The following is a 22,421-nucleotide window of genomic DNA, read 5'->3' on the forward strand; positions in this document are numbered from 1 at the left end:
GTGTGCGGCACGGGTCAGGCGCGGATGCGTGAGCGGGAGCCGCCCAGGCGTCGCCAGACCGGTTCGAGCTCGCGCTGACGGAACACCCACAGCATCGCCAGCATCACCGGCGTCGCCACGACCAGCGCCAGCACCAGCTGCACCCAGGCACTGCCCGCACCGGCACCCCAACCGCCGAACAGGTGCCCGATCCCCAGCACCACCCCGTACGCGACGATCGCGCCGACCACCGACGACAGCGTCGTCGTCCCGACCGTCCTCAGCACCTCCCCCGTCGCGACGTGCCCGAGCCGCCGCGACAGCAACCACTGCCCCACGATCGCGCCGATCACGAACGACAGGCTGTTCGCCGCCGCCAGCCCCAGCACCACCTTGTCCGGCGGCAGCAGCACCGGGCACAGCAACAGCATCGGGATCTTCGCGACGACGATGACCAGCTGGATCAACGTCGGCGTCCGGGAGTCGGTCAGCGCGTAGAACACCCGCAGCTGCAGCAGCGTCACCGCGTACGGCAGCAACCCGAACGCCGACACCGCCAGCGCCGCACCCAGCGTCGACGCACCGCCGTCGCGGTCGCCCTGCCCCAGCGAGAACAGCGCCACGCCGACCTCGGTGCCGAACACCGTCAGCAACGCCGAGATCGGCACCAGGAACACCGTCGACAACCGGCTGCCCAGCGACAGGTCGATCACCACGTCGTCGATGCGTCCCTCGGCGGCGGCCTTGCTCATCCGCGGCATCAACGCCGTCAGCAACGACACGCCCAGCACGCCGTAGGGCACCTGCAGCAGCAGCCACGCGTTGCTGTAGATGGCGACGGCACCGCCGTCGGCGGCCGCGGCGACCCGCGTCGTCACGATGTAGCCGGCCTGGCCGATCAGCACGTAGCCGACCACCCACACCGCCAGGCCACCCGCCGAGCGCAGCCGCGGGTCCCAGCCGAACAGCGGCTTGAACGACACCCCGACGCGGCGCATCGCCGGCAGCAGGATCAGCGCCTGGACCACGATGCCCAGCGTCGTGCCGATGCCCAGCACCAACAGCTTCGTGTTGCCCATCTCGACGGGGTTCACGCTGATCTCGCCCGGCACCAGGACGTAGACACCCAGCACCACCAGCACCACGACGTTGTTGAGCACCGGTGCCCACGCGAACGGCCCGAACACGCCCTTGCTGTTGAGCACCGCCCCGAACAGCGCGCCGATGCCGTAGAAGAAGATCTGTGGCAACAACAGCCAGGCGAACGCCGTCGCCAGGTCGGGGTTGGCGGTCGCCGTGGTCTCCCCGCCCAGGTACAGCCTGGTCAGCAGGCCGGCGCTGAGCATGGCGACGATCGTCGCCACCAGCAGCGCCACACCCGCGACCGTGAGCAGCTTGCGGGTGTACGCGGCACCGCCGTCGGCGTCGTCGCGTTGCGCGCGGACCAGCAGCGGGATCATCACGCTGCTCAGCACGCCACCCAGCAGCAGCTCGTAGACGATGTTCGGCAACGTGTTCGCGACGGTGTACGAGCTGTTGACGATGCCCAGCGACAGCACCGCGACCAGCACGATCTGGCGCAGGAAACCCGTCACCCGGCTGACGAGACTCGCGATCGCCATCATCCCGGTCGACCGGCCCAGCGACCGGCCCTTCGCCGGGGCCCCCGCGGGGGCGGGCGCCTCGGGCCGGGGCAGCAGCTCGGTGTCGGCCGTGATCGCGGGGATGAGCTCGGTCGGCGAGTCGCCCAGCCACGAGTAGACCTGCGTACCCGGCTCGGCGCCGGCCCGCAGCGCCGCCCGCACACCCGTACCGCTGACGATGCGCGTCTGCATCGCCGCCTCGTCCTGCGCGGCGGCCGCCCGCAGCTCCGCACCCGAGAACAGCTGGGTGGGCGCCTGGTCGGGCGAGAGGCCGCCGGGCATCGGCTGCGGGCGCAGGGTCGGGAGGTCGGCACCGCGGACGAGCGGAGTCGTGGGCAGGGCGGCGCCCGGCACCGAGCCGGGGCCGCGCTGCCACGGCGGCGGGACCGGGCCGGGGGCGGGCGGGGAGTCGGGGTCGCGGGGGTCGTGCAGGCGTGGGCCGGGGCGCCCGGGACCGGGCCTGGCCACCGATGGTCCGGGGCGCCCGGGGCCCGGGCGACCCGGGCCTTGCTGTCCGGGACCTTGCTGTCCGGGACCTTGCTGTCCGGGACCCTGCTGTCCGGGACCCTGCTGTCCGGGACCCTGCTGCCCGGGACCCTGCTGTCCGGGACCCTGCTGTCCGGGACCCTGCTGCCCGGGACCCTGCTGCCCGGGACCGGGGTGAGGTCCCGGTCGGCCGGGCCCCGGCTGGAACCCCGGCTGTCCGGGGCCACGCTGGGTGGCGGCGGGCCGCGCGGGCCCGGGCTGCCCGTGCGGCTGCTGAGCCGGGCCCTGCGGAACCGGGCCCTGCTGGGCCGGGTCGGGGCGCCCCTGGCCCGGCCCGCCGGGCGCCGGGGGGCCGCCGGGACCGTGCGGTGTGGGGGGTGCCGGCGGCGCGGCGACCGGCGGGCGGCCGGGCGTCGGGTCCGGAGCCTCGGGCCCGCCACGGTCACGGCGCGCCGGCACCGGCTGCCCCGAGCCGCCGGGCCACAACGCGCGCCGCGGGTCGCCGACCGGGTACGGGCCCAGCGGCACGTCGCGACGGTGCTCGTCCGCCGAGGTGGCGCGCCGCCCCGGCTCCCGGGTCTCGCGCTCCTGCCGGCCGGTGGCGCGGGGATCCCCGTCGGGCGGCCGCGGGGACGCGGCGGGGGGTACCGCGGGAAGCCGCGCCGACGACCGGCCCACCTGAGCCTGCGGGTTCAGCGGCGTCGCCCCCGGCGGGGGGCTCTGCGGCGCGGTGGGGCGCGGCTCGTCGGGCACGGTTCCGACGAGTGTCGTCGGCGGTCCGTCGTCACGCAGCGGTTGGCCCGGGTCGCGGAGGACCTGTCCCGGCTCGGCGCGTGGGCCGGGCATCGGGGCTGCGGGGCGGGCGTCGGCGACGTCGGTCGTGGTGGCGAGCGGGTCGTGACGGGGGTGCGCGTCGTCGTCCGCGACGGGGCCGCCGGGAGGGGGCTCGGTCGTGGGAACGGGGCTCGGCTCGTCACGCATCACCGGCAATGGTGCCGGACCGCGGGCCGGGCGGCACCGTCGCCCGACGGTGTGGCGTGTCCGTCACACCGTCGCGGTCGGCTGCGGGTAGGACGTGCGACAGGTGAGAGGAGTGTCCCGGTGGACGAACGCAGCATCGACGTCGCCGCCCCCGCGGGTGTCGTGTGGGACCTGGTGAGCGATGTGACGCGCACCGGCGAGTGGAGTCCGGAGAGCACGGGCGGGCGCTGGCTGGGCGGTGCGACGGGCCCGGCGCCGGGTGCGCGGTTCGTCGGGTTCAACCGGCGCGGGATCATGCGGTGGGTGACGCGCTGCCGGGTCGAGGAGTGCGTGCGCCCGACGGCGTTCGCGTTCCGGGTCGCGGAGAGCCGGATGCGGTGGGGGTGGCGGGTCGAGCCGACGGGCCCGTCGTCGAGCCGGGTGACGCAGTGGCGCGAGCGGTATGCGCAGCCGAACGCGCTGGTCGGGGCGCTGGCCAGGAGTGGGCTCCTCGGGCGGGACCGCGAGCGGACGATGGTCGAGGACATGGGTGCCGCGCTCGCCGCGGTGAAGGCCCGCGCCGAGCGCGACCCGGCCCGCTGAACCCCGCGCGCAACCGCACTGCGCTGCGGCGGGCCCGGGAGCCTGGTCGGGCACGCCGGAGCGCCGCGCGCCGCGTCGCTCCCCCGGGTGACGGGTCCGCCCGGTGTCGGGAGACGCCTGCGCGGCGTGGCCGTCGGCGGGGCGGCGGCGGCTAGTGTCGATCGTCGTGCGGGGGCGGGTGAGGGCGGCGGCCGTCGGGCTGGCCGTCGCGGCGGTGCTGGTGTCGGCCACGGGAACCGCGGGAGCCCAGGCGCCCCCGGTGTGCCACGACCATGCGGCGCCCCCGGGTCCGGCCGCGGTCGAGGAGGGCCCGGTCCCGGTGCCGCCGTTGCCGGTGCAGGACCCGCCCGTGGGCGGGCCCGCGCTCGGTACGTGCGACCTCGCGCTGCCGGTGGGCGCGCCCCCGGTCCCGGCGGGGATCGACGCGGCGGGCTGGGTCGTCGCCGACCTCGACTCCGGTGCCGTCCTCGCCGCCCGCGATCCTCACGGCAGGCAGCGCCCGGCGTCGACGCTCAAGCTGTTGACCACCCTGGTGGTCCTCGACCGGCTCCCGCTCGACCAGGTCGTGACCGGCGAGACGGAGGACGTGCAGGTCGACGGCAGCCGCGCCGGGATCGGGCCGGGCGGGGCGTACACGGTGCAGCAGCTGCTGTCGGGGCTGCTGCTGAACTCCGGCAACGACACCGCGCACGCGCTCGCCCGCACCCTCGGCGGGGTACCGCAGACCCTCGAGCTCATGCAGCAGCGGGCCACTGCGATGGGGGCGCTCGACACCCGCCCGGCAACGCCGTCGGGGCTCGACGGACCGGGGATGTCGTCGTCGGCCTACGACCTGGCGCTGCTGTTGCGGGCGGCGCTGCGCAACCCGACGTTCGCGGAGCTGACGCAGACGCGGCTGGTGCAGTTCCCGGGTTTCGGCGCGCACGCGGGTTTCATGCTGTCCAACGACGACCCGCTGCTGCGCTCCTACGACGGCGCGCTGGGCGGCAAGACGGGCTTCACCGACGCGGCGCGGCACACGTTCGTCGGCGCGGCGCAGCGCGACGGGCGGCGGATCGTGGTGGCCCTGGTGCGTGGGGAGCAGCAGCCGGTGCGGATGGTCGCGCAGGCCACTGCGTTGCTGGACTACGGGTTCGCGATGCCGGCGGGCCTCGCGCCGGTGGGCACGCTGGTCGAGCAGGCCCCGGTCACCGAGACGGCGGCGACGGCGTCCCCCGGGACTCCGGACGGACCCGCGGGGGTGCTGCCGGAGTCGAGCCCGGTGGGTTGGGTCGTCGCCGGGCTGATCCTGGTGGCCGGGCTCGCGACCGGTGTGGTCTACATCGTCAGGCGGGCCCGGGGGACGAAGGACGGCCCCGGCCCCGACTGAGTCAGCGGCGCTTCCCCGACAGGGCACGCAGACCCAGCAGCCCGGTGAGCACGCCCGCGCCGACGAGGCCGACCGCGGCGGCGGGCGAAGGCCCCGACTTCACGACGACCTCCGACCGGATGATCGCCGGCGCCGGCACGTCGGCGGGCTCCTCCTGCTCGTTCTCCTTCGACGTCGCCGCCCAGGCCGTCACGAACAGGATGAACCGCGAGATGAAGAACACGAAGATCAGCAGACCGATGATCGACCCGAACGCGGCGCCCGCGGGTGAGTTGGTCACGGTGCGCAGGTAGATCGTCATGATCTGCTTGAGGATCTCGAACCCGACCGCGCCCAGCACGGCCGCCCGCAGCGCGCTGCCGATGGCGACGGGGGCACGCGGCAGCCGGGCGATCACCCAGAGGAACACCAGCCAGTTGGCGGTCAGGCCGAGCAGCACGCCGACGACGCCGAGCAGGAACACTGCCCAGCCCTGGTCGCCGAGACCGACGAGGTCGAGCATGAACCGCCCCAGCCCGGTGCCGGCGGCCGTCACCGCGAACGAGACGACCAGGGCCAGCCCGAGGCCCAGCAGCGCGAGCAGGTCGAACAGCAGCTTCTTGACGACGTTGGGTGTCTCCGGCGGCTGCGCCCACTGCTCCGAGAGCGCCTCGCGCAGGTTGCTCATCCAGCCGATCCCGGAGTAGAGGGCACCGATCAGGCCGAGGACACCGACGGCACCGGCCTGGTCGATGGACTTCTGGATGATGTCGTTGAGGGTGTCGCCGAGCCCGCCGGGGACGGCGGTGGTGATGCCCGCGCGGAGCTGGTCGAGCAGTTCGGGCTGGGCGCGCAGCACGAACCCGGCGACGGCGAACGCGATCATCAGCAGCGGCACCAGCGCGAGCACGCTGAAGTAGGTGATGGCGGCGGCGTAGTGGTCGCCGTGCCGGTCGGTGTAGCGGGCCCCGGCGCGGACGACGTGGTCGAGCCACGGGTACTTCTCGCGCAGCTGCTCGAACTTGCTCGGCTGGTCGGGGGTGTCGTCGTCGACGACAGCCTTGTCGGCCGTCTGCTGGTCGGTCGGCCTGGCGTCGACGGCCACGGCGGTCACCTCACGTCGTCCTGCGGGGTCCTGATCTTCTCGTGAACCGGCACCGGTGTCGCGGCGCCCTGCCCACGCGTCGGAGTGTTTGTGTCCCACTACCCGTTCCACCGGCCGGACGAACGGTGACCGTCGACCCCGATCGGGTTGTGACCGCCGACACCGGGCCCTAGCGTCGGGGGTGGTCAGCACCGGTCGCACGGGAGGTCAGCGGTGACGACGTTCGAGGAGCCGGCGGCCGTCGCCGTCGAGCAGGGCGGCGACGAGAACCCGTACCTGCTGGGGATCTTCGCGCCCGTCCGCGACGAGATCACGGCCGACGAGCTCGAGGTGATCGGCGAGATCCCGCGCGACCTCAACGGCGTCTACCTGCGCAACGGCCCCAACCGCCGCTTCGACGCCGCCGGCCGCTACCACTGGTTCGACGGCGACGGCATGGTCCACGCGATGTCGTTCGAGGACGGGAGGGCCCGCTACCGCAACCGGTGGGTCCGGACCCGGGCGCTGGCCGCGGAGGAGGCCGCGGGGCACGCGCTGTGGTCGGGGGTCATGGAGTCACCCCGCGGGAACCCTGTCGGCAGCGCGCGGGGGCTGCCGTTCAAGGACTCCGCCAACACCGACCTGATCCACCACCGGGGCCGGGTGCTCGCGACCTGGTACCTGTGCGGGCAGCCGATGAGCATGGACCCGCTGTCGCTGGAGACGCTCGGCGCCGAGGACTTCCTGGGCACGCTGCACGGCGACGTCATGGCACACCCGAAGGTCGACGAACGCACCGGCGAGCTGATGTGGTTCGACTACGGCGCCCGCAGCCCGTTGCTGCGCTACGGCGTGGTGAACGCCGACGGGGCGATCGACCACGAGGTGGAGATCGACCTGCCCGGCCCGCGGCTGCCCCACGACATGGCGATCACCGAGAACTTCTCGATCCTGATGGACCTGCCGCTGACGCAGGACCCCGCAGCCGCCCGGCAGGGCCGCTACAAGATCGGGTTCGACCGGTCGACGCCGTCGCGGTTCGCGGTGATCCCCCGGCGCGGGCAGGCGTCCGACGTGCGGTGGTTCGAGGCCGAGCCCTGCTACATCTACCACGTCGTCAACGCCTGGGAGGACGGCGCGACGATCGTCATGGACGTGTGCCGGGTGACCCGACCCGAGCCCGTCCCCACCCGCCCGGGGCCGCTGGGCAAGCTGCTCGGCTACCTCCGTCTCGACGCCCGGCTGCACCGCTACGTCTTCGACCTCGGCTCCGGCACCACCACCGAGACCCAGCTCGACGACGTCAACACCGAGTTCCCCTCGATCGACGCCCGCGCGTGCGGGCGCCCCACCCGCTACGCCTACAACGTCCACATCGCCGACGCCGAGACCGTCCGCTTCGACGGCCTGCTGCGCTACGACCGCGTCACCGGGGAGCGGCAGCACCACTGGTTCGGGGAAGGGCGCTTCGGCAGCGAGGCCCCCGTCGCGCCGCGCGACGGGAGCACCGGTGAGGACGACGGCTACCTCGTCACCTTCGTGACCGACGAGCGCGACGACCGCTCCGAGGTTCAGGTCCTCGACGCCTCGGACCTGGAGGCGGGCCCGGTGGCGCGGGTCCTGCTCCCCCAGCGCGTCCCCCTGGGGTTCCACGCGACGTGGGTCCGCGCCGACCAACTCCGCCGGTGAGCGGCTCACGACCGCCCGTCGTCGCCCGGAGGTTCGCGTGAGGCTTCATCCGCAGGAGCGGATCGACGAGTTCGTCGCCGCCGGGTGGTGGCGCGACGACCCCGCCTGGACCTGGGACGCGCTGTTCCGGGCGCGGGTGGCCGAGCGTGGGGAGGCGACGGCCGTCGTCGACCCGGCCAACCGGGAGGCGCTGCTCGGCACGCCGCCGCGGCGGCTGAGCTGGACCGAGCTCGACGCGGAGGTCGACCGGTTCGCCGGCGTCCTGCACCGGACCGGGGTGGGGGTCGACGACGTGGTCGGCACGCAGCTGGCCAACACCGTCGAGCTCGTCGTCGCCTACCTGGCGTGTGTGCGGGTGGGCGCGATCGTGTCGCCGTTCCCGATGCAGTACCGCGAGCACGAGCTGTCGACGCTCGCGCCGGTCGCGGGCCTGCGCGCGTTCGTGACGGTGTCGCGGTTCGGTGACCGTCCGCTCTCGGAGGACGCCGGGGCGCTCGGCGGGTTTCCGGTGCTCGCGCTGGACGGGCCGGTGTCCGAGGCTCCCGGCGAGCTGCCGACGGTGGAGCGGCATCCCGCCGACGTCGTGACGCTGTGCTGGACCTCCGGCACCGAGGCCACCCCCAAGGGTGTGCCGCGCTGCGCGAACGGCTGGAACGTCATCGGCGAGGGCTGTGCCGCCGCTCCCGCGCTCACCGCCGACGACGTCATCCTCAGCCCGTTCCCGCTGGTGAACATGGCCGGTTTCGGTGGGGTGCTCGTCCCCTGGCTGCTGACCGGCGCGACGCTGGTGCAGCACCATCCCTTCGACCTGCCGACGTTCCTCGGCCAGATCGCCCGCGAACGCGTCACCTACACACTCGCTCCGCCCGCGCTGCTCACCGGCATGCTGCGCGCCCCGGGGCTGCTCGACTCGGCCGACCTGTCGAGCCTGCGGGTCATCGGCTCGGGGTCGGCGCCGCTGTCGGGCCGGCTGATCCGCGAATGGCGCGACCGTTTCGGAATCGAGGTCACCAACTTCTTCGGCTCCAACGAGGGCGTCCCGCTGATCTCGGACCAGCACACCGTCCCGGACCCCGACGCCCGGGCGGCGTTCTTCCCGTGGTTCGGCGGGCCCGGCCTGACCTGGCCGAACCCGACCAGTGCCGGGGTCAGGACCAGACTTGTCGACGTCGGGTCCGGCGCCGAGGTCACGTCACCGGGCACACCGGGCGAGCTCCGGGTCGCGGGGCCGACGATCTTCTCGGGGTACTGGTCCTCGACGGTCGACCCGTTCGACGAGCAGGGCTTCTACCGCAGCGGCGACGTCTTCGAGATCGCCGCCGAGGACCCGACGATGTTGCGCTACGTCGACCGGGCCCGCGACCTCGTCGTGCGCGGCGGCATGAACATCTCCCCTGCCGAGATCGAGGCCCTGCTCGGCGCGCACCCGGCGGTGGCCGAGGCGGCGGTGGTCGGCTACCCCGACGACGTGTTGGGCGAGCGTGTCGCGGCGGTCGTCGTGCCGTCCGACCCGGACGCGCCGCCGACCCTGTCCGTGCTGGTCGACGCCCTGCGCGCGCAGCGGATCGCCTCCTACAAGCTCCCGGAGCGCGTGGAGATCGTGGAGGCGCTGCCGCGCAACCCCGTCGGCAAGATCCTGAAGCGTGAGCTGCGGGAGCGCCTGCGTTGACCGAGCTGTCCGTGTCGCTCGGGCTGTGGCAGGACCGGCCGTCGATCGAGGCCGTCGACACCGCCCGCGCCGCCGACGAACTCGGCTACGCCCGGCTGTGGGTCGGCGAGATGGCGACCTACGACGCCTTCGCCCTCGCCGCCGCCCTGCCGGGCGCGATCCCGCTGGTCCTGGGACCGTTCGCGGTGGCCGTCCGGACGCCGGTGCAGATCGCGATCGGGGCCGCGACCGTCACCGAGCTGACGGGGCGGACCGTCGAGGTGGCGATCGGGTCGTCGAGCCCCGTCGTGGTGTCGGGGTGGCACGGTCGCGCGGCGCCCGTACCCGCGCGGGCGCTGGCCGAGACCGCGCAGGCGCTGCGGACGCTGCTCGACGGCGGCCGCGCCGACGTCGACGGGAAGGTCGTCCGCACCCGCGGCTACCGGCTGCGCGCCCCTGCGCCCGGTGGGGCGCTGACGATCGCGGCGTTCGGCCCGCAGGCCGTCCGGGTCGCGGGCCGGTACGCCGACCGGATGGTGCTGAACCTGTTGCCGCCCGTCGTCGCTGCGCGACTGGTCGACGCCGTGCGCGCGGCCGCCCGGGACGCCGGCCGGGAGCCGCCGCGCGTCGCGGCCTGGGTGACCGCCGCCGTCGACCCCGACGCCGAGGCGACGGCCCGGCTGGCGCGCGCGGTCGTCGGTTACCTGGGGGCGCCGGGCTACGGGGAGGTGTTCACCGAGGCCGGGTTCGGAGATCTCGTCACGTTCGCGAGAACCCGTCCGCCGCCGCGTGAGCTGCTGGCCGCGGTCCCCGCCTCGCTCGCCGCGACGGTCGGGGCGACCGGGGCGGCCGACGACGTCTCGACGCGGATCGCCGAGTACGCCGCAGCGGGCGTCGACGAGGTGTGCCTGGTCCCGGTCGCGACCGACGCGGACCCGGCGGGCCGCCGCACGCTGAGTGCCCTCCGTCGTGACTGGCAACGGTCGCCGTAGCGACCATCACCGGCCACAGGGTCAGTCGGAGTCGCCGTCGGCGTCCACGCTCTCGATCGCCTCGAATCCGCCCGCCGTCGCATCGCCACCGCGGTGCAGGACGACGGTGTTGGAGTCGAGGTCGATCGGCCCCAGCTGCCACTTCTGGCCGTCGCCTGCCTCGCTGCTCTCGTCGCGGATCTTCGGCCCGGGGAACATCTCACCGAGTACGCCCATACCGCGATGCTACGTCGCTCAGGCCGGCGTCAGGGGCAGGGCGCGGCGGGCGGGCGTGAGGTGCTCGGGGCGGCCGCGGTAGGTCGTCGTCCGCTGCCGGACCGGGCGCCCGGCCGCGGCGGCGATCGCCGTCAGCTCCGTGACCGAGCGGGCCGAGCCGTTCTCCGACCCCGCCATCCGCGAGATGGTCTCCTCCATCAGGGTGCCGCCCATGTCGTCGGCGCCGCCGCGCAGGATCTCCGCGGCCAGGTCGTCGCCGAGCTTCACCCACGAGCACTGGATGTGGTCGATCCGCCCGTGCAGCGCCAGCCGGGCGAAGGCGTGCACCGCGCGGTTGTCGCGCTCCGTCGGGCCCGGGCGGGCGATACCGGCCAGGTAGATCGGGGCGTTGTGGTGCACGAACGGCAGCGGGACGAACTCGGTGAACCCGCCCGTCCGGTCCTGGACCCCGGCCAGGGTGCGCATGTGCCCGAGCCAGTGCGCCGGGGTGTCGACGTGCCCGTACATCATCGTCGAGCTCGACGCGACGCCCAGCTCGTGCGCCGTCGACACCACCTCTACCCACTGTGCCGCAGGCAGTTTGCCCTTCGTGAGCACCCAGCGGACCTCGTCGTCGAGAATCTCGGCCGCGGTGCCGGGGATGGAGCCGAGGCCGGCGTCGCGCAGCTCGGTGATCCACTCCCGGATCGAGACGCCCGCCTTGGCCGCTGCGGACACGATCTCCATGGGCGAGAACGCGTGCACGTGCATCCCCGGCACCGCGGCGTGCACCGAGCGGACCAGGTCGGCATAGAACGTCACGGGCAGCTGCGGGTCGATGCCGCCCTGCATACAGACCTCGGTGGCGCCGTCGGCCGCCGCGTCCGCCGCGCGGGCGGCGACCTCGTCCAGCGACAGCCGGAACGCGTCGGCGTCGCGCTCACGCTGGGCGAACGCGCAGAACCGGCACCCGACGTAGCAGACGTTGGAGAAGTTGATGTTGCGGTTGACGACGTAGGTGACCTCGTCGCCGACCGTGTCGCGGCGGACGTCGTCGGCGAGGCGGGCCAGCTCCTCCAGCGCCGCGCCGTCGGCGGTGAGGACGGCCATCGCCGCGGCCTCGTTCTCGGGGCGCAGCAGCGCGGCGGGGTTGTGGGAGGCGAGCCGCAGGCCCGCGCGGACGTCGGAGTCGAGCCGTTCCGGAGCTGCCACGGTCGACGCGGACACGCTGTCGCGCAACGACTCCCAGTCGCCGTAGACGGAGTCGAAGTCGCCGCGCCGGTCGTCGGTGCGCCCGGTGGTGTCGATCGAGGAGTTGAGGTCGATCCGGCCGGTCGAGGCGAACCCGCCGTCGGGCTCCTGCCACGGCCTGCCCTCGACGACGGCGTCCTCGTTCGCGAGCCCGTCGGGGCCGGACAGCGCGGCGACGTGGGCGTGCAGCCGGGTGTCGATCCACGGCGAACCCGCCTGCACGTAACGCGGGTAGACCGTCAGCCGCTCCCGCAGCGTGAACCCGGCGTCGGCCGACCGGGCGGCCAGCTCGTCGATCGCGGGCCACGGACGCTCGGGGTTGACGTGGTCGGCGGTGACGGGCGAGACGCCACCCCAGTCGTCGATGCCCGCGCGCAGCATCAGCGCGAACTCCTCCCCGACCAGGTTGGGCGGGGCCTGCACGCGCATCTTCGGGCCCAGCACGATCCGGGTGACGGCGATCGTCGCGGCCAGGTCCTCCAGCGAGGCGTCGGGGTCGTCGCGCATCGCGGTGTCGGGCTTGGCGCGGAAGTTCTGGACGATCGTCTCCTGCACGTGCCCGTGGGCCCGCGCCGCCGCCCGGATCGCGAAGATCGACTCGGCGCGCTCGGTCCGGTTCTCCCCGATCCCGATCAGGATGCCCGTGGTGAACGGGACGCCGACCCGGCCCGCGTCGGTCAGGGCGCGCAGCCGGACCGCGGGCTCCTTGTCGGGGCTGCCGTAGTGCGGGCCGGACTTGTCCGACCACAGCCGCGTGGCCGTCGTCTCCAGCATCATGCCCATGCTCGGGGCGACGGGCTTGAGCCGCGTCAGCTCCTCCCACGACATGACACCGGGGTTGAGGTGCGGCAGCAGGCCCGTCTCCTCCAGGACCGCGATCGCGCACGCGCGGACGTAGTCCAACGTGGAGTCGTAGCCGCGGGCGTCCAACCATTCGCGGGCCGCGGGCCAGCGCTCCTCCGGGCGGTCGCCGAGGGTGAACAGGGCTTCCTTGCAGCCGGCCGCCGCGCCCGCCCGCGCGATCTCCAGGACCTCGTCGCGTTCCAGGAACGCCGCCGGCAGCCGGTGCGGGACGGTCGCGAAGGTGCAGTAGTGGCACCGGTCGCGGCACAGCCGGGTCAGCGGGATGAACACCTTGCGCGAGTACGTGACGACACCGGGCCGGCCGGCGTCGGCCAGACCCGCGTCGCGGACCCGGGACGCGACGTCGAGCAGCTCGTCGAGCTGTTCGCCGCGGGCGGCCAGCAGCACCGCGGCCTCGGTGACGTCGAGCGTCGCGCCGTCACGGGCCCGGCGCAACGCCCGCCGCACCGCGGACGGAGAGGGTTCGGGCTCCACGGCGCGGGGACCGGGCAGGACGTCGACCATGGACGCCACCCTAGGTCGCCCCTGCGCGGGGGTCGACCGGCCGGGCGGCCCTGTAGCGCTCTCGTCACACGCCCGGCCGTTCCCGGAACAGAACGGCCCTGCGCCGAGGTTGAACCCCGCCCGCCGCGGCGGCCTGCCCGATTCGCACGCAACCTCACTGCAGCCCCGCGGCCGATCCACGACCGTGAGGTTGCGCGCGGCGGGGTCAGGCCACGTCGGCCGGGGTGCCGCCGGTGACCTCGACGAGCTCGTCGAAGGTCGTCGGGAACACCGCGTGCGGGATGCCGCCCGCCGCCCAGACCTCGTCGTGCGCGGCGAGGGCGCGGTCGACCAGCGTCCGGACCGGCGCCGGATGCCCGACGGGTGCGACCCCGCCGATGGCCTGGCCGGTGGCGGCACGCACGAAATCCGGGGTGGCGCGACCGACCGTGGCGACCCCCAGGGCCGCGGCCACCTTCTCGGTGTCGACGCGGTGCGCACCGGAGGTCAGGACCAGCAGCGGCGAGCCGTCGGCGTCGAACACCAGCGAGTTGGCGATCTGGCCGAGCTCGACGCCGAGCGCCTCCGCGGCGGCCGCGGCGGTACGGACCTCCCCGGGCAGCACCCGCAACCGCGCGACCCTGGCCGGGTCGGCGCCGCCCGCGAGCAGGGCCGCCCGGACGGCGGCCACGTTGGCGTGGTCGGCGGTCACGAGCCCGCAACCCTCGTGCCGGTCAGCTGCGCGCCGTCGGTGCGGCCCAGCACGCAGAGCACGCTCTTCGAGCCGTTGCTGCTGTCGGCGGTGGCGGCGTCGAACGTCTGCTGCGTCGGGACGAGCACGGTGAGGGTCAGGCCCGCCTTGTCGCCGGTCACCCGGGCCGAGTCGAAGATCAGCGAGCAGGTGGCCTGGCCGAAGCGGGTGAAGGCCTCGACGGGCGGGTAGGGCACCTTGACGCTGCTGTCGAACGGCGTCAACACCTCGAAGATCTCCAGGTCGTGGGGGTTGGTGCAGTTGGTCGACGCGTCCGAGGTGACCACCCGGCCCGCGACGAGCTGCGCGGTCAGGCACGTCGGGTAGGAGAAGTCGAACTGTGGGAGCTGCCCGCCCGGGCCGTAGGTGAAGGTGCGGACGTCGGCGCCGGTCGTGGTGCCGCCGCCACTGCCGCCCAGCAGCGTCGCGCCGCCCCAGGCGCCCAGGCCGAGCCCGGCCAGCAGCGCGACGACCGCGGCGACCACGACCGGCACCCTCCGCTTCCGCTGCGGCGCACCGGCGACGCCGAACGGCGCCCCGGGATTGGTCCGGGCCGGGACGTGCGTCGTCAGGGTCGTGCCGGAACCGTCGCGGGGGCGGGTGAGCATGGCCTCGGCCTGCTCGGCGCTGAGCCGCGCCGCCGGGTTGCGGATGAGCAGGCCCGCGATGACCGCGGCGAGCGGCCCGGTGGCGCGCGGCGGCGGCGGGTCGTCGTTCATGACCGCGTAGATCGTCTGCGGGGTCGTCTCCCGGTTGAACGGGCCGGTGCCCTCGACGGCGTAGTAGAGGGTCGCGCCGAGCGCCCAGAGATCGGCGGCCGGGGCGGCGGTGGCGCCTTCGAGCCGCTCGGGCGCCATGTAGCCGGGAGACCCGACGAGCAGGCCGGTCGTGGTCAGGCGGGGGTCGTCGGCGGCGTGGGCGATGCCGAAGTCGGTGAGGGTGACGCGACCGTCGCGGCCGAGCATGACGTTGCTGGGCTTGACGTCGCGGTGCACGACCCCACCCGCGTGGGCGCGGCGCAGCGCGGCCAGCACCTGGCGGGCGACCTCGGTGGCCGAGCGCTCGTCGAGGGGACCGTGGCGCGACACGACGTCGGTCAGCGTGTCGGCCTCGATCAGCTCCATCACGATGTGGTCGACACCCCCGTCGGTGACGACGTCGTGCACCGTGACGATGCCGGGGTGGTTGAGCCGGCCCGCGGTGCGCGCCTCGCGCAGCAACCGGTCACGGAACTGGCGGTGCTCCTCGTCGGACAGGCCGTCGGGCAGCCGCAGCTCCTTCACCGCGACCTGCCTGCCGATCACCCGGTCCTCGGCCCGCCAGACGACGCCCATGCCGCCGCGGCCCAGCTCGCCGAGCACGACGTAGCGCCCGCCGATCACCCTGGTCGGGTTCACGACGCGTACCGGACGGTGACGGGCGCGTGGTCGGACCAGCGTTCCCCGTGGCTCGCGGCCCGCTCGACCACGGCGCTCTGCGCCCGCTCCGCGAGGCCGGCCGTCGCGACGTGCAGGTCGATCCTCCAGCCGGTGTCGTTGTCGAACGCGCGGCCGCGGTAGGACCACCACGAGTACGGGCCGTCGACCCCCGGGTGCAGCCCGCGGACGACGTCGACCCAGCCGGCGCCGTACAGCTCCGTGAGCCAGGCCCGCTCGTGGGGCAGGAACCCCGAGTTCCTGACGTTGCCGCGCCAGTTGCGGATGTCGGCCTCGGTGTGGGCGATGTTCCAGTCGCCGCAGACGAGCACCTCGCGGTCCTCGGCGGCCGACTTCTCCCGCCTCAGCTCCAGGTAGGGCGCGAACGTCGCCAGGAAGCGGTCCTTCTCGTCCTGGCGCGGGGTGCCGACCGTGCCGTTGGGCAGGTACAGCGACGCGACCGTGAGGCCCGGGAGGTCGACCTCGACGTAGCGGCCCGCGTCGGCCCACTCCGCCGCGTCCACCCCGATGCGCACCGCCTCGGGTTCGGTCCTGGTGAGGACGGCGACGCCGGCCCGGCCCCGGGCGGCGTCGCTGGCCGCGAGGGTCAGGTGCCAGCCGTGCTCGGTGAGCGTCGCGAGCAGGGCATCGGGGAGGTCCTCGTGGCGGGCACGCGTCTCCTGGAGACAGACGACGTCGGCGTCGGTAGCGGCCAGCCACGCCGTGAGTCCCTTGGGGCCCGCAGCGCGGACACCATTGACGTTGACGGAGCTGACCGTGAGCACCCGAGGAGACTGGCAGATCGGCCTCGCGGCCCGTGACGGCGGGTCAGCAGCTCGAGCCGGCCTTCGTGGAGAGGCTGGAGTCGAGCGCCCAGCGGTTCTCCCCCGCGAGCTGCCGGTAGCCGTTGACGACGTTGCGCTGCGCGTCGACCTCCTGGCCCTTGGTCAGCGACCCGACCGGCGCCAGCTCGACGCCGGGGTTGCCGCGGACGTTCACGGTGTCGGAGCCGACGACCATCACGCAGCCCGTCGACCCGGTCGCGCTCTTCGAGAACTGGCCGGCGTCGATCAGCGCGAGGATCGTCAGGATGGAGCCGGCCACCAGCACGAACGCCCAGCCCTTGAAGGTGGACGAGTCGAGCTTCGGAACCGTGATCTTGGCAGCCATGAGCGGTCAGCGGCCTTTCGGGTGCGCGGGCTGCGTCCACCGTAGCCGAGGGCGACGCGCCGGTGACCCTGTGAAACGCACACGGCGCGCACCCCGTGCTCGGAGGATGCGCGCCGCGTGGATGGACCGGTGCGTCAGGCGCGGGCCTTCTGCAGGTTCGCGTCCAGCGTCTCGAGGAACTCCTCGGTGGTCTGGTACGGCGCGTCCTTGCTGATGAGCAGCGCAAGGTCCTTCGTCATCTTCCCGCTCTCGACCGTCTTGATGACGACGTCCTCGAGCGCCTCGCTGAAGCCGATCAGCTCCTGGTTGCTGTCGAGCTTGCCGCGGTGGGCCAGGCCCCGGGTCCAGGCGTAGATCGACGCGATCGGGTTCGTCGACGTCGGCTTGCCGGCCTGGTGCTGGCGGTAGTGCCGGGTGACGGTGCCGTGCGCGGCCTCGGCCTCGACGGTCTTGCCGTCCGGGGTGGCCAGGACCGACGTCATGAGACCGAGCGAGCCGAAGCCCTGGGCCACGGTGTCGGACTGCACGTCGCCGTCGTAGTTCTTGGCGGCCCAGACGTAGCCGCCCTCCCACTTGAGCGCCGCGGCGACCATGTCGTCGATGAGGCGGTGCTCGTAGGTGAGACCGGCAGCGTCGAACTTGTCCTTGAACTCGGCCTCGAAGACCTCGGCGAACAGGTCCTTGAAGCGGCCGTCGTAGGCCTTCAGAATCGTGTTCTTGGTCGACAGGTAGACCGGGTAGTTCCGGGCCAGGCCGTAGTTCATCGACGCCCGCGCGAAGTCGCGGATCGAGTCGTCGAGGTTGTACATCGCCATCGCGACACCCGAGCCCGGGGCCTGGAAGACCTCGTGCTGGATCGGCTCGGAGCCGTCGGCCGGGGTGAACGTGACGGTCAGCGTGCCCTCGCCCGGGAACTTGAAGTCCGTGGCACGGTACTGGTCACCGAACGCGTGACGGCCGACGATGATCGGCTTCGTCCAGCCCGGCACCAGGCGCGGGATGTTCGAGATGATGATCGGCTCGCGGAAGATCACGCCGCCGAGGATGTTGCGGATCGTCCCGTTCGGGGACCGCCACATCTTCTTCAGGCCGAACTCCTCGACGCGGGCCTCGTCCGGGGTGATCGTCGCGCACTTGACGCCGACGCCGTGCTTCTTGATGGCGTTGGCCGCGTCGATCGTGATCTGGTCGTCGGTCTTGTCGCGGGCCTCGATACCGAGGTCGTAGTACTCGAGATCGACGTCCAGGTACGGGTGGATCAGCTTGTCCTTGATGAACTGCCAGATGATCCGGGTCATCTCGTCGCCGTCGAGCTCGACGACCTTGCCCTCGACCTTGATCTTCGCCATGTCGGCGGGCTCTCCTCTCGGGACGCGTCTCTTCTCCGGACAAGCGTACTGGTAAAGCTCCGTTCCGCCCGGGTGACCTCCACCGCGCCGCCCCGGGCCGTCCCGGCACCTGCGGACGGGGCCGTGACGTGCGCCGACGGCATTGGGGAGAATGGGCGTCGTGACGGCGACGGTGATGGACGGCAAGGCAACCCTGGCGGAGATGCTCGTTGAGCTCTCGGCACGTGTACAGAAGCTCACGGCGGCAGGAGCGACGCCCGGGCTCGGGACGGTCCTCGTCGGCGACGACCCCGGCTCCCACTCCTACGTCCGGGCCAAGCACCGCGACTGCGAGAAGGTCGGCATCCGCTCGATCCGCCGCGACCTGCCCGCCGACGCCACCCAGGCCGACGTGGAGCGCGTCATCGACGAGCTCAACGCCGACCCGGAGTGCACCGGCTACATCGTGCAGCTGCCCCTTCCCAAGGGCCTCGACTCCGGCGCCGCGCTGGAGCGGATCGACCCCGAGAAGGACGCCGACGGCCTGCACCCCTCCAACCTCGGACGGCTCGTCCTGAACGAGCCCGGCCCGCTGCCCTGCACCCCCCGCGGCATCGTGGAGCTGTGCCGGCGCTACGGCGTCGAGCTCGACGGCGCCCGGGTCGTGGTCGTCGGCCGTGGCGTGACCGTCGGCCGCCCCCTCGGGCTGCTGCTCACCCGGCGCACCGAGAACTCGACCGTCACCCTCTGCCACACCGGAACCCGCGACCTCGCCGCGGAGGTCCGCCGCGCCGACGTCGTCGTCGCCGCCGCGGGCGTGCGCGGGCTCATCACCGCCGACATGGTCGCGCCGGGGGCGACGGTGCTCGACGTCGGCGTGAGCCGGACCGACCTCGGGCTCGTCGGCGACGTGGCCCCCGAGGTCGCCGAGGTCGCCGGCCTCCTCGCGCCGATGCCCGGCGGCGTCGGCCCGATGACCCGCGGCATGCTGCTGACCAACGTCGTCGAAGCTGCCGAGCGAGCCCTCGGATGACCGGAGCCGACGGCACCCGCCGTGGCTGGCGAGCGGTGCTCGCCGACCACGGCGCGCTGCTGCTGGTGCTGGCGATCGCGCTCGCAGGCATGCAGCGGGTGCTGACGGCGCACTGGCGCGAGGGTGCGGTGCTGCTCGGCGGGTCGCTGATCGTCGCGGCCGTGCTGCGTGTGATCCTGCCCCAGGAGCGCGTCGGCCTGCTGGCCATCCGCAGCAAGGTGGTCGACGTGCTGTTCTACTCGAGCTTCGGCCTGGTCATGACGGTGCTCGCCGTGACGATCACACGCGTCCGCCTCTCGGCCCCCTGACGACGCTCGCCGGACCCGGCGCATGCCCCGGTCCCGTCCTGCGCCGGTTCCGGACGCCGGGACGACGGGCGGTGGGTGCCTATCGGACTTTCGTCGTGGCGGCGCCGGTACCAGCTCATCCTTCTGCGACCGGCGGCAGCGGACGGTAGCTCGCAGGGACCCACACGTAGTCCCCGGACCCGCGACGCAACCGGCCGATCCCCGGGAACGGCAGATGCGCCGCGCCGACCCAGCAACGCTGCTCGACGACCCGGTCCAGGACGTCGCGGCGCGTGCGCACCGCCTGTCCCTCGTCGCTGTCGATGGCGATCGAGACCTCGGGCCGGACGAGCTGGACCGAGTGGCTGTGCATCGTGTCGCCCCAGAACAGCACCGCCTCGTCCCCACCACCGAGCAGGTAGCCGGTGTGACCCGGGGTGTGTCCGTGCTGGTCGACGGCGAGGATGCCCGGAACCGGCTCCGTGCCGTACTCGAAGGTGCGAAGCCTGCCGCCGGCGTCGTAGGGGGCGAGCGCCGCGCGGGCCCATTCGTGGATCTGCTTCTGCACGTCGTCGGTCGCCGCCTCGGCGACCGCGGGATCGAGCCAGTGCCGGACGTCGGCCTGCGCGACGTGCACTCGCGCTCGCGGATAGGCCGCACCGCCGTCGGGTCGCAACAGGCCGTGGACGTGGTCGGGGTGCAGATGCGTCAGTAGGACGTCGTCGATCTCCTCGGGGCGGCGACCGGCGGCACGCAGGTTCGTGAGCACGTGCCCGACATCGGGTCCGAGCGAGGTACCCGACCCCGCGTCGACCAGGACCGTCCGGGAGCCGAGGTCGACCAGGAACACCGTCACGGCTGTGTGCAGGTCACCTTCGGCCGGGAGGAACGACCCGGTCAGCAGCGCGGCGATCTCCTCCGCCCCCGCCCCGTGCAGGTCGTCGGCGAAGATCGGGACGAACCCGTCGTAGAGCGCGGTGATCGTCCGCCCGCCGATGGAGAACCGCTGGAATCCGGGGGCCTGCGCGTGCGTCGAGGTGCTCATCGTCGTGCACCGCCGTCGGAGGTCGGTCGCCGTGTCCCGTCCGGAGCACCCGGGTCCGGACGGGCCGCGACGAACTCCTCGAACGTGGTGGGGGTGGCCGTCTGCGGGCCCCGGGGCCGGAGCATGCGGATCCGGCCCTCGGCGACGTCCATGCTCATGTCGGTGACACCCTCGGCCATGTGTGCGGTGAATCCCGCAGCGAGCAGGCCGGCCCGCAGCTGCGCGGCGTCGATGCGCTCGTACCGTGCCTCGGCGATACCCGCACGACGCGCGATCACGGCGGTCGCCTCGGCGAGGGTCAGGTCCGCGGGGCCCTGCAGTTCGAGGGTGTCGACCGGTTCCCGCGCCCCGGTCAGGATGTCGGCGGCAACCTCGCCGATGTCCGAGGTCGCGACCATCGGGAGCGGACGGTCCGGCGGGATCACCCCGCGCGTCACGCCGGTGGCCGTCAGCTCGGTGATCATGGGCAGTGCGTTCTCCATGAACCAACCGGGCCGCAGCGACGTCACCGCGACGCCGCTCTCCGCCACGCGCCCGAGGGCCTGCTCGAACCTGCGCAGGCCCCAGACCGGGCCCCGTGCCCCCGGAAAGTTGGCGGCCCATCCACTGAGGCCCACGACCGTCCGCACGGAGCGGGTGGCCTGCAGCGCCTTCTCCACCGCGGCGATGACCTCGCGCTGGTAGGCAGCGAAGTCCTCGCTCTCCGGGAGGAGACCGGGGGCCAGCATGACGAACGCCGCCGTGGCGCCGTCGAGCGCGGCGGCGAGTCCGGCTGCGTCCCCCGCGGCGACGGGGGCGACCTGCGCGCCCGCAGCCTGGAACCGCGACAACCGGGCTGCGTCCCGCCCGGTGACACGGATCGGTGTTCCGCGCCGGAGCAAGGACTCGGCGACTGCCGCGCCGGTGTTGCTGGAGGCGGACATGACAACGATCACGGAACTGCCTTTCGGGTCGTGGGCCGGCGACGTGCGCAGCGGCCGAGCCGAGCAACGTTCCGTATAGGAAGTACCTGCTCCGACCCTGTGCACAACCGGCTTCCCAGCAACGTCCCAGATTCAGAACGTATACGTACTATCGCCAACGCCGCCATGGACACCCCCATTCCCGACCGACCCGCCGATACACGCCGTCGACCGGACCGCCGGTCCACCGTCGACACCGACAGCCCCGCCCGCCACGTCGCATACCGCGACCGGGTACACACGGCGATCGGCCCGTCCACCCGGACGCACGGCGCCACACCCCCGCCGACCGCCCGACCCCCACAGCCCGGTCCACTAAGTGCCCACCGCATCCGTCATTCGATTCGAACTCGGCGCAAAAAGACTTCCCGTCACCGCCGGTTCACCTGATCCGTTGACGGCTCTGCCCGTTCGCAGGGGTGTCCTACGTACAGCCGCGGGCGCACAATCGGAGCACCGATGACGTCGGACGTCGTCGGTGCCGTCTCGACGAGGAGAGTGGTCATGAGCGTTGAAAGCGACGTGCAGTCCGGGGCCCATGCCGCTGCCGGAACAGCTGCCCCGGCCCCTGTCGGAAATCCCCTCCTGCTCGGTCTGGCGACATTTCTACCGGGCGGCATCACCCTGGCCCTCTGGTTCGTCGGCTACCTCGACACCGCGACGCTCCCCGGCGGGATGATCCCGGCCGTCTCGATCTGCACGGGCGTGTTCATGCTGGTCGCCACGGTCTGGGCCGGCCGGCTCGGGATGAGCACCGTCGCCGCCGTGCTCGGCACGTTCGCCGGCTTCTGGGCCAGCTTCGGCCTGCTGCTGACCGGCCTGACCAGCGGCTGGTGGGGCGTCACGCAGGCTGCCCAGGCGGCGTCGGTGCAGCGGACGTTCCTGCTGGCCTTCCTGATCGTCTTCGTGATCCTGACGGTGGCGACACTGCGCCTCCCGATCATGTACACGCTCGGACTCGTGTTCGTCGACGCGACGTTCGCGCTGGCATTCATCGCGATCAGCGCGGGCAATACCGGCCTGTTCCCGATCGCCGGCATCACGACGTTCGTCTTCTGCGCGATCTTCGCCTACATCCTGGTCGACGGCGTCGGCCAGGATCTCGGTGGGCGCGCCATGCCCATGGGCAACCCGATGGTCAAGTAGATCCGTTTCCGGCCGGACACCCCGCTCTTCGGGCGGGGTGTCCGTTGCTGTCCGAATAA

General features: G+C 73.3%; 19 protein-coding genes. 8 read left to right on the top strand and 11 right to left on the bottom strand.

Features of this window, described 5'->3' with window-relative positions; genetic code table 11:
- Nucleotides 1-14: 14 nt before the first annotated feature.
- Entirely contained in the window at nt 15-2,090 is a 2,076-nt protein-coding gene (murJ, locus tag AB7F12_RS19540) for a murein biosynthesis integral membrane protein MurJ (RefSeq protein ID WP_428502770.1), read from the bottom strand.
- A gap of 1,119 nt (nt 2,091-3,209) precedes the next feature.
- On the opposite strand from murJ, the gene AB7F12_RS19545 reads away from it, so the two are divergent.
- Both AB7F12_RS19545 and AB7F12_RS19550 read left to right on the top strand, forming a co-directional pair.
- The gene (locus tag AB7F12_RS19545; RefSeq protein ID WP_428496987.1) at nt 3,210-3,671 is read left to right on the top strand and encodes an SRPBCC family protein; all 462 of its coding nucleotides are present in this window, start codon (nt 3,210-3,212) and stop codon (nt 3,669-3,671) included.
- Between the two features lie 166 nt (nt 3,672-3,837).
- Nucleotides 3,838-5,040 (top strand): D-alanyl-D-alanine carboxypeptidase family protein, encoded by a 1,203-nt coding sequence (locus tag AB7F12_RS19550; RefSeq protein ID WP_428496986.1) that lies wholly within the window; start codon nt 3,838-3,840, stop codon nt 5,038-5,040.
- Nucleotide 5,041: 1 nt separating this feature from the next.
- Here the strand turns inward: AB7F12_RS19550 and yhjD are convergent, their stop codons facing one another.
- Nucleotides 5,042-6,124, bottom strand: coding sequence for an inner membrane protein YhjD (gene yhjD, locus AB7F12_RS19555; RefSeq protein WP_428496985.1), 1,083 nt, complete (start codon nt 6,122-6,124; stop codon nt 5,042-5,044).
- Nucleotides 6,125-6,337: 213 nt separating this feature from the next.
- Here yhjD and AB7F12_RS19560 point away from each other — a divergent pair, with 213 nt between their 5' ends.
- Genes AB7F12_RS19560 through AB7F12_RS19570 form a run of 3 tightly spaced genes read left to right on the top strand, consistent with a single transcriptional unit; the run spans nt 6,338 to nt 10,432 of the window.
- Nucleotides 6,338-7,792: a carotenoid oxygenase family protein gene (locus AB7F12_RS19560; RefSeq protein WP_428496984.1), complete on the top strand. Its 1,455-nt coding sequence runs from the start codon at nt 6,338-6,340 to the stop codon at nt 7,790-7,792.
- Between the two features lie 37 nt (nt 7,793-7,829).
- The gene (locus AB7F12_RS19565; protein WP_428496983.1) at nt 7,830-9,461 is read left to right on the top strand and encodes a class I adenylate-forming enzyme family protein; all 1,632 of its coding nucleotides are present in this window, start codon (nt 7,830-7,832) and stop codon (nt 9,459-9,461) included.
- Nucleotides 9,458-10,432 carry an LLM class F420-dependent oxidoreductase gene (locus AB7F12_RS19570; RefSeq protein ID WP_428496982.1) on the top strand — a complete coding sequence of 325 codons (975 nt, stop codon included), beginning with the start codon at nt 9,458-9,460 and terminating at the stop codon, nt 10,430-10,432. The genes AB7F12_RS19565 and AB7F12_RS19570 overlap by 4 nt, the downstream gene beginning before the upstream one ends.
- A 21-nt stretch (nt 10,433-10,453) precedes the next feature.
- On the opposite strand, the gene AB7F12_RS19575 is transcribed toward AB7F12_RS19570, so the two are convergent.
- From AB7F12_RS19575 to AB7F12_RS19605, 7 genes are all read right to left on the bottom strand, one after another.
- Nucleotides 10,454-10,648 carry a hypothetical protein gene (locus AB7F12_RS19575; RefSeq protein ID WP_428496981.1) on the bottom strand — a complete coding sequence of 65 codons (195 nt, stop codon included), beginning with the start codon at nt 10,646-10,648 and terminating at the stop codon, nt 10,454-10,456.
- Between the two features lie 18 nt (nt 10,649-10,666).
- The gene (locus AB7F12_RS19580; protein WP_428496980.1) at nt 10,667-13,246 is read right to left on the bottom strand and encodes a bifunctional FO biosynthesis protein CofGH; all 2,580 of its coding nucleotides are present in this window, start codon (nt 13,244-13,246) and stop codon (nt 10,667-10,669) included.
- 205 nt (nt 13,247-13,451) lie between these two features.
- A complete protein-coding gene (locus tag AB7F12_RS19585) occupies nt 13,452-13,937 on the bottom strand; it encodes a YbaK/EbsC family protein (protein WP_428496979.1) in 486 nt (161 codons plus the stop codon).
- Nucleotides 13,934-15,373: a serine/threonine-protein kinase gene (locus AB7F12_RS19590; RefSeq protein ID WP_428496978.1), complete on the bottom strand. Its 1,440-nt coding sequence runs from the start codon at nt 15,371-15,373 to the stop codon at nt 13,934-13,936. The genes AB7F12_RS19585 and AB7F12_RS19590 overlap by 4 nt, the downstream gene beginning before the upstream one ends.
- Nucleotides 15,370-16,176, bottom strand: a complete 807-nt coding sequence (locus tag AB7F12_RS19595) for an exodeoxyribonuclease III (RefSeq protein ID WP_428496977.1) — start codon at nt 16,174-16,176, stop codon at nt 15,370-15,372. Before AB7F12_RS19595 ends, AB7F12_RS19590 begins: the two co-directional genes overlap by 4 nt.
- Before the next feature lie 43 nt (nt 16,177-16,219).
- Entirely contained in the window at nt 16,220-16,561 is a 342-nt protein-coding gene (locus tag AB7F12_RS19600) for a hypothetical protein (RefSeq protein ID WP_428496976.1), read from the bottom strand.
- Nucleotides 16,562-16,695: 134 nt separating this feature from the next.
- Nucleotides 16,696-17,910, bottom strand: a complete 1,215-nt coding sequence (locus AB7F12_RS19605; protein ID WP_147104810.1) for an NADP-dependent isocitrate dehydrogenase — start codon at nt 17,908-17,910, stop codon at nt 16,696-16,698.
- Nucleotides 17,911-18,070: 160 nt separating this feature from the next.
- On the opposite strand from AB7F12_RS19605, the gene AB7F12_RS19610 reads away from it, so the two are divergent.
- Entirely contained in the window at nt 18,071-18,922 is an 852-nt protein-coding gene (locus AB7F12_RS19610) for a bifunctional methylenetetrahydrofolate dehydrogenase/methenyltetrahydrofolate cyclohydrolase (RefSeq protein ID WP_428496975.1), read from the top strand.
- Nucleotides 18,919-19,230, top strand: coding sequence for a DUF3017 domain-containing protein (locus tag AB7F12_RS19615; RefSeq protein ID WP_428496974.1), 312 nt, complete (start codon nt 18,919-18,921; stop codon nt 19,228-19,230). Before AB7F12_RS19610 ends, AB7F12_RS19615 begins: the two co-directional genes overlap by 4 nt.
- A gap of 115 nt (nt 19,231-19,345) precedes the next feature.
- On the opposite strand, the gene AB7F12_RS19620 is transcribed toward AB7F12_RS19615, so the two are convergent.
- Both AB7F12_RS19620 and AB7F12_RS19625 read right to left on the bottom strand, forming a co-directional pair.
- Nucleotides 19,346-20,254, bottom strand: coding sequence for an MBL fold metallo-hydrolase (locus AB7F12_RS19620; protein ID WP_428496973.1), 909 nt, complete (start codon nt 20,252-20,254; stop codon nt 19,346-19,348).
- On the bottom strand, nt 20,251-21,177 hold the full coding sequence (locus tag AB7F12_RS19625; protein ID WP_428496972.1) for an NAD(P)H-binding protein: 927 nt from the start codon (nt 21,175-21,177) through the stop codon (nt 20,251-20,253). Before AB7F12_RS19625 ends, AB7F12_RS19620 begins: the two co-directional genes overlap by 4 nt.
- A 543-nt stretch (nt 21,178-21,720) precedes the next feature.
- Here AB7F12_RS19625 and AB7F12_RS19630 point away from each other — a divergent pair.
- Nucleotides 21,721-22,362, top strand: a complete 642-nt coding sequence (locus AB7F12_RS19630) for an acetate uptake transporter family protein (RefSeq protein WP_428496971.1) — start codon at nt 21,721-21,723, stop codon at nt 22,360-22,362.
- The last annotated feature ends 59 nt before the right edge of the window (nt 22,363-22,421 follow it).

Origin of the sequence: Pseudonocardia sp. (assembly GCF_050250275.1) — a bacterium.
Classification (GTDB): domain Bacteria; phylum Actinomycetota; class Actinomycetes; order Mycobacteriales; family Pseudonocardiaceae; genus Pseudonocardia.